Annotated in this window: 6 protein-coding genes and 1 tRNA gene; all 7 read right to left on the bottom strand. The window is 60.7% G+C overall.

Going from position 1 to position 7,460, the window contains the following annotated elements; all coding sequences use genetic code 11:
• Positions 1–201: 201 nt before the first annotated feature.
• Positions 202–291, bottom strand: a tRNA-Ser gene (locus RAZWK3B_RS11670).
• A 59-nt stretch (positions 292–350) separates the two neighbouring features.
• The gene (locus tag RAZWK3B_RS11665) at positions 351–1,070 is read right to left on the bottom strand and encodes an alanyl-tRNA editing protein (protein ID WP_007815339.1); all 720 of its coding nucleotides are present in this window, start codon (positions 1,068–1,070) and stop codon (positions 351–353) included.
• Positions 1,067–3,523: a DUF3772 domain-containing protein gene (locus RAZWK3B_RS11660; RefSeq protein WP_007815338.1), complete on the bottom strand. Its 2,457-nt coding sequence runs from the start codon at positions 3,521–3,523 to the stop codon at positions 1,067–1,069. Before RAZWK3B_RS11660 ends, RAZWK3B_RS11665 begins: the two co-directional genes overlap by 4 nt.
• A complete protein-coding gene (locus RAZWK3B_RS11655) occupies positions 3,523–4,554 on the bottom strand; it encodes a cysteine synthase A (RefSeq protein WP_007815335.1) in 1,032 nt (343 codons plus the stop codon). The genes RAZWK3B_RS11660 and RAZWK3B_RS11655 overlap by 1 nt, the downstream gene beginning before the upstream one ends.
• Positions 4,555–4,609: 55 nt before the next feature.
• Entirely contained in the window at positions 4,610–5,719 is a 1,110-nt protein-coding gene (locus RAZWK3B_RS21940) for an NUDIX domain-containing protein (protein ID WP_007815333.1), read from the bottom strand.
• Between the two features lies 1 nt (position 5,720).
• Positions 5,721–6,179: a TrgA family protein gene (locus tag RAZWK3B_RS11645; RefSeq protein ID WP_007815331.1), complete on the bottom strand. Its 459-nt coding sequence runs from the start codon at positions 6,177–6,179 to the stop codon at positions 5,721–5,723.
• Positions 6,180–7,388, bottom strand: a complete 1,209-nt coding sequence (locus tag RAZWK3B_RS11640) for an SAM-dependent methyltransferase (RefSeq protein ID WP_037295685.1) — start codon at positions 7,386–7,388, stop codon at positions 6,180–6,182. It abuts the gene before it with no gap.
• Between the last annotated feature and the right edge of the window lie 72 nt (positions 7,389–7,460).

The raw sequence follows: 7,460 nt of genomic DNA, 5'->3' as shown, positions 1-7,460 counted from the left end.
GCGACACCTCGTAAAACTGGGTGTCTCTTGACACATGCGGTTTTTTGCTGACGCGAATCCAGACAGACTTGAGTACTGGGCCAATTTCCATCGAAAACGGGAGCAATCACACCACAAAATTAAAACTGTATCCACAATCGTATCTGAGCCCTTAGATCGGCTACAAAATATCATAAAAAACAAACTCTCAAATGAATTCTGTGGCGGAGAGACAGGGATTCGAACCCTGGAGACGGTTACCCGCCTACACGCGTTCCAGGCGTGCGCCTTCGACCACTCGGCCACCTCTCCGTGGCGCCTTCTTTAACGCCGGGATATCCGGCAATTCAAGCGCTTTCTGACACGCCGCCTCAATCAGCCAGATGCAGATAGACACGGCGGTTCTGGCGGCCCTTCTTTTCCATCTTTCCAAGACGCAAGGAACCGATCTGCGCGGTGCTCGCGACATGTGTTCCGCCGCAGGGCTGCAGATCGACCGGATCGCTGCCCTGACCTATCCGCACCAGCCGGATGCGCCCTGCCCCTTTAGGCGGCGCGACCGACAAGGTTTTGACAAGGCCCGGTGTCGCCGCAAGGTCCTCTTGGGTGATCCAAGCCTCGGTCACCGGCAGATCAGCCGCAACAAGGTCGTTCAGTGCAGCCTCGATGGCGGCGATATCCTCGAGCGCCTCTGGCATGTCGAAATCCAGACGCCCCTTCGTCTCGGTGATCGAGCCGCCCGTAACCGGCAGAGGGATCACCACGGACAGCAGGTGCAACGCCGTGTGAACACGCATATGTCCAAAGCGCCGCCGCCAATTGAGCGACTGCTGCACATGCGCGCCCACAGGCGGCAAGGGTTCGGGCTCTGCTGGAACCAGCACGATCGCATCCCCCTCGGACTTGAGCGTGGTCGCCACCTCGAGCCGGCCGCCGTCCCATTCCAGCGTGCCGCTGTCGCCGGGCTGTCCGCCGCCTGTCGGATAGAAGATCGTTCGATCGAGGATGACCCCACCCTCCGGGGTATGTCCAACGACCTGACCGCCGACATCCGCGAGATAAGGATCCGTCAGAAAGAGCGGCGTCGTCATGTCGGTCCTCCATCCCCACCCCCGTCCGCGTCCCCGTCGCCGGCATCGTCGGACACATCATGGTCGCGTCTTGCTTCATGAGACCCCTTGGTGTCCTTGTGCTGCGCATGCGCCGATACCACGCCCCCGCCTCGCAGAGCTTCGGGGTTGCGCAGCCAGATATCGCGCTGCGCATAGGGAATTTCGATCCCTTCCTCGGCAAAGCGTCGGGCGATCTCGTGGTTCATGTCCGACTTCACGTCGAGCACCCAGTTCACGTCACGCAGAATGGCACGGATCTCGAAATCCATGGAGCTTGCGCCAAACCCCTGAAAAACCACCGCAGGCGCCGGATTGACCAACACCATCGGATGCGCCTCGGCGATCTCATGGAGGATTTTCTCGACCTTGCGGGTATCGGTGCCATAGGCCACGCCGACCGGCACGATCACACGACCAACCGTATTGCCCCGGGTGTAGTTGGTCACGGTGCCCGACACGAAATCGGCATTCGGTACGATCACGTCAGTCCGGTCGAAGGTTTCGATCCGCGTCGAGCGCACCGAGATATGCCGCACATAGCCGTGCTGGCCGCCCACTTCGATCCAGTCGCCCTCGGAAATCGGACGTTCGATCAGCAAAATGATCCCGGCCACAAAGTTGGACACGATATTCTGAAGACCGAAACCGATACCAACCGACAAGGCGCCCGCGACGATGGCCAGTGAACTCAGATCGATGCCAGCACTGGTGATCGCGATGAGCGCCGCAAGGAAAATGCCGATATAACCCACACCCGAGACGATGGCATTGCGCCCGCCCATATCGATCCGGGTCTTGGGCAGGACCGTATTTTTCAACGCTGCCTGCAACAGCCTCGTGGCGACAAGGCCTGCTGCAAAGACAGCGGCCAGCGTCAGGAAGATCACCGGAGATAGCCGCGTCCCACCGATATAGACACCGTCCACGAACTGCGTCCACAGCTCGGTCAGATCGGTCACGCGCGCGCCCCAGATCAGCGCAAAGACAGGCAAGGACAAAACGACCAGAGCCGCACCGATCAGAACGGGGACCAGCGACTCGGCCGCACCTTCCAGATTGCCCGTGACCAGCGCATAAAGCTCGACCACGACGCGCTGCAGGATCAGTAGACCGGCCAACAGCATCAGCGATAAGACCGACGGGTAGAGCAGGAATTTGGCCAAGGCGAAATAACCGATCAGCGCCAGAACCGGCGCGACCGCGGCCAGAACGACGAGAACCCTGACCAATATGCGTGTGGTTTTCGTGCGATAAGTCTCGTCCCCGCTGTCATCGGTGCCGGCATCGGCATGGGCCTTCAGCAGACGGGCCAGACGCCATAGCAGAAACGCCACCGTGACAAGGATCGGGAACAGGATGACATTGGCCGAGGCCGCCGACCATCCGAACACATCCGTCATCCGGTCGAGCACATGCAGCACCGCGGTCGCCAGCCCCAGCGAGGCGCCATACCAGCGACCGGCCCGCCGACCTTCAGAGGACAGGTTGAGCGGCAGACCCCGTATCTCGTCCACCGGAAAGACACGCGTCGCAAGCCAACGCGCCGCCATGAAGATCACCGCGGCCAGCACAAGTTGGTTCAACAGCTGGCTGGTCCGGCTTCCTGTCAGACCGGAGGCCTGAATGACCAGCATGATGATGATGAACCCAAGCAGCGGGACCATCAGACTGCCAAGCGACACCAGAAAGCCGACAATCCAGCGACCGGTGGTTTGACCGTCTCTCAGGATGCGGTTCGACAGTTTGCGGCTCCATGCCCTGCCCCGCGCAAGAAACAGCAAACCCAGAAGCCCAAAGGTCACCAAAGCCGGAAGCCGGCCCGTTGCCTGCTCGCGCTGAAACTGATTCCGCAAGCCCGACCGGAATTCATCCACCAGTTCCGTCCCACCGGCGATCAGAGCCTTGGCGGCATCCGTCCAAAGTGTCGGATTGGCCGGGGACGGGCCGAATTCCAGAAGTGCCTCCGCCTGACGATCCCGCACGATCTGATCAATGCCCCGGATCAACCCGTCCGCGCGGCTATAGGCAAGCTCTGCCCGCTTTCCGGGGGCCTGCAGTTCTGTCAGCCGCGCGGTCAGCTGCTCGCGCTCCTGTGCGATTTCAGCCGACTCGCCGCCGTCTTCCGGCGCAGGTCCAAGCGCCTCCAGTTGTCGCTGCACGGTCGCGATCGTGTTGGCGTTGGCATCTTCCTCGCGCTGGAACCTTTGCCGCCATGTCACCAAGTCCGAGCGCAGCGATTCAAGCGCCGGGGTCGAGGCACGTTCCGCTTCCACCGCCTCTTCGGCTCGCAGGGCCGTGCGCTCCCACGCGTCATAGTCGATCGGTTCAGCTTGTTGTTGCTGCGCATTGGCAGCCCATTGCAAAGGCCCACCCGCAAGTCCCGACGCCATGATGAGCGTCAGGAACAGAAGAAGGGTCCGCAGCAGACGCATCACTCGACAAAGACCCCCGGAATGCTGCGCGGTGCCTCGATCATCCAGTCCGGCGTCGGCAGGCCTTTTTCCCTCAGGAAATCCGGGTTGAAGAGTTTGGATTGATAGCGCGTGCCATAATCGCACAGAATGGTCACGATGGTGTGGCCCGGCCCCATCTCGCGCGCCATGCGCATGGCGCCTGCAATGTTGATGCCGCTCGATGCGCCCATGCACAGACCCTCGTGTTCCAGAAGATCGAACACGATGGGAAGGCCTTCCTCATCGGGCACCTGACAGGCGAAATCCGGAGTGAACCCTTCAAGGTTGCGGGTGATCCGCACCTGTCCAATCCCTTCGGCGATCGAACTGCCCTCGCCCTCCAGGGCGCCGGTCGTGTAATAGGAATAAAGCTTCGCGCCCATCGGATCCGCCAGCCCGATCTTGACCCCCTTGGGTTGTAGCGCCATGCCGACACCCGCCAAAGTTCCGCCAGATCCCACCGCACAGCAGAAGCCGTCGACCTTGCCGCCGGTCTGTTCCCAGATTTCCGGGCCGGTTCCTTCGATATGGGCCTGACGATTTGCGACATTGTCGAATTGATTGGCCCAAATCACCCCATTGGGTTCGGTTTTTGCAAGTTCTTGCGCCAATCGCTCGGAATATCGGACAAAATTATTGGGATTTGAATATGGTGCGGCAGGCACCTGAATCAGATCGGCTCCGGCCAGACGCAGCATGTCCTTCTTTTCCTGACTTTGGGTTTCCGGAATCACGATCACCGTCTTGAACCCAAGTGACGCGCCCACCAGCGCCAGCCCGATCCCGGTATTGCCGGCTGTGCCCTCGACGATCGTGCCGCCCGGCTTCAGCTCTCCGCGCCGGATCGCATCGCGGATGATAAACAAAGCCGCGCGGTCCTTGACCGATTGACCGGGATTCATGAATTCCGCCTTGCCCAGAATCTCGCACCCCGTCGCCTCGCTGGCCCGTTTCAGCCGGATCAGAGGGGTGTTGCCGACCGCATCGGCCAGATCCTTTGCAACTCGCATCGACGGGCTCCTTTTGTCAGGTTTCGGTCAGACTTAGACCCCGAGGCACTGGAACTCAAGCCGCGGAACGCAAGCGTTCACGCTCGCGCGACAACCACATCAGCGCCAGAACAAGCGGGCCGTTATCGGCCTCGCCCGTGTCGAGCAGCGACATGGCACGTTCATAGGATATCACATGCGTGCGGATATCCTCGTTTTCACTTGCCAGCCCGCCAAGCCCATGCCCGGCTTGGGGCAGATCGCACAGCCCAAGATAGAGGTGGAAATACTCCGTCGAGGTGCCGGGCGTGCAATAATGCCTTGAAATCAGCTCCAATTCGCGCAGCTCCAGCCCCGCCTCTTCGACGCATTCGCGGCGGGCTGTCTGTTCGGGCGTCTCGCCGGCGTCCACACGGCCGGCCACCGGCTCCAGCATCCAGGGACGCGGATCGCCCCGCCCGTATGGCCCCATCCGGAACTGTTCGACCAGCAGCACGCGGTCATGCACCGGATCATAAGGCAAGACGATCGCCGCATCTGTCGCGACAAACACTTCGCGATCCACCACCGGGCTTATCCCTCCGTCAAAGCCGGGATAGCGCAACTGATATGCGCGCGTCAGGAAATAGCCCTGATGCGGCGTATGACGGCGGATGCATTCGACTTGCGCGGCCGCGGTCGTGCTGCGCATATCCGCCGGTTTGCCGATCTGTGCCGCCTGACGCGCGGCGGCCCGCGACAGGATCATCGGCATGCGCCACGCAAGCCCATCCGCCGTGACGCTCCCGTAATAGCCCATCGCTTCATGACAGGCCTCGATTGCAAGATCGCCAAAATCCCTCTGCCAGTCGGACAGATCCATTGGCGCAAGGTCCGATCCTTCCGCCGCAACGACGCTCACGGCCTCCCGACCCGATCCGAGGATCACATCTTTGCACTCAAGCCCGAGACCCTGTGCAAAAAACACCAGCCGCTCGAACGCATCGGCGGAAATATCCGTGATCGCCACCCCGTCCAGCGCGGCATCAGCTTTACGAAACGCCACAGGAAAGACCGGCACCTCGGCCTCCCCCAAGCCATGATCGGGTAATATGTCCGGCAAAAGCGCGCCAACCTCCTGTCCGGTCATGCAGGTGAGCAAAGGCCGCCAAGCCAGAGGACCGTAAAGAAAGACTGCCTTGGTCATCTCACGACCATCGGCGCGAGACCCATTCCCCGATCAACCCGACCAACAGACCGCCTGCCACCAAAACAGCGATGAGCGCCCCATCAGCCAGGATAAGCAAATAATCTACGCCGATCTCGAAGATGTTTGTCAGCCCTTCCATCAACCCGTCGAAGCGCCGATCCATCGCCATATCAAGCATCTTGTAGAGGCTCTGCAGAAAGACCGCCCAGAACACCAGCGCCGCGACACCGGACAACCCGGCACTGATCCCGGTCATCCATCCAAATCCAAGACGTTTCCCCGTCACGCGCCATCCACACAACAGCGCAAGCGCGACATTCACGTAATTGAAGATGCCGAAGGACGTCGCTTCGGGCATCAGCGGCCGGATCATCTCGGAGGCGATCCACGCAAGCCCGGCCATCAGCAAGGAAGAGACGGCGCAGGCGGCAGTCGGCATGTTATACGTGGCGGGCATTCAGCTTGGCCTGGCGATTGTGATCTGCGTCACATCGCAATTACCCCCTTGGAAGGCCCCCGCACAAGAGGTGAGATAGAAATTCCACATGCGGCGGAACCTGTCGTCAAAGCCCAGACAGGCAACATCAGCCCATTTTTCGTTGAACGTGTCATACCAGCGCCGAAGCGTCTGGCTGTAACTCTGACCGAATTCGATCGATCCCGTGACCGTCAGCCCCGCGCGCTCGACCTCCTCGCGCAGCACCGAGGGGCTGGGCAGCATACCGCCCGGAAAGATGTACTTCTGGATAAAATCCACATCGTTACGATAGACGTCCCAACGCGCGTCAGCCACGGTGATGATCTGCAAGGTGGCCTGCCCGCCCGGACGCAGCCTGTCGCGCACCGTATTGAAATAGGTCGGCCAGTATTTCTGGCCCACGGCCTCGAACATCTCGATACTCGCGATCCCGTCATAGGTGCCGCGCTCATCCCGGTAATCCTGCAGCTTGAACTCGACCCGATCCGACAGCCCGGCCTTTTCGATGCGCGCGACCGCATAGTCATATTGTTCGCGACTGATCGTCAGCCCTGTGACCTTGAGCCCGCGTTCGGCGGCGGCATATTCGGCGAAACCGCCCCAGCCACAGCCGATCTCCAGCACGTGATCGCCGGGCTTCACACCCATCTGATCGACCATGCTGGCATATTTCGCGATCTGCGCCTTTTCCAGACTTTCCTGCCCCGTCTCGAACAGCGCGCTGGAATAGGTCATCGTCTCGTCCAGCCAAAGCGCATAGAAGTCATTGCCCAGATCATAGTGATAGCTGATGTTCTTGCGGGCCTGCGCCTTGGTATTGCGCTGAAACCAGAAGCGGATCTTTTCGTAGAACTGCACGATGCTCTGGCCGGGATAGCTGTTGTACATATCGTCGTTATCGGCGTTCACCATATCCATGAACGCCTGCAGGTCCGGTGTCGACCACCAGCCCTCGAGATAGGAATCGCAAAATCCCAGATACCCTTCGCGCACCATCCGCGCGAAGACATCCGGGTTATGCACGGCAATTTCGGCCACCGGTCCCGGAGCCGAGCCTTGGGCGCGAAACACCCGGTCATCGGGCAGCCGGATGTCCAAGCGGCCATGCTTCAGGCTTTTGGCTGCCGCGAAGCATTGCGCGAAATATCTCGGCAGGCCGGTCTGTCCGGTCGTCTCGGTGAGGATCATGCGTCTGTCGTCCCTGTCGTTTTCTTCCAAGGCTATGGTGGTCGGCGGCGCGGCGGCAAGGGGTTTTGTGGT

This window comes from Roseobacter sp. AzwK-3b, assembly GCF_000170875.1.
Lineage (GTDB): Bacteria > Pseudomonadota > Alphaproteobacteria > Rhodobacterales > Rhodobacteraceae > Roseovarius > Roseovarius litoreus.
Note: the sequence above shows the minus strand (reverse complement) of the source record. Positions and strands in the feature narration are given on the sequence as shown.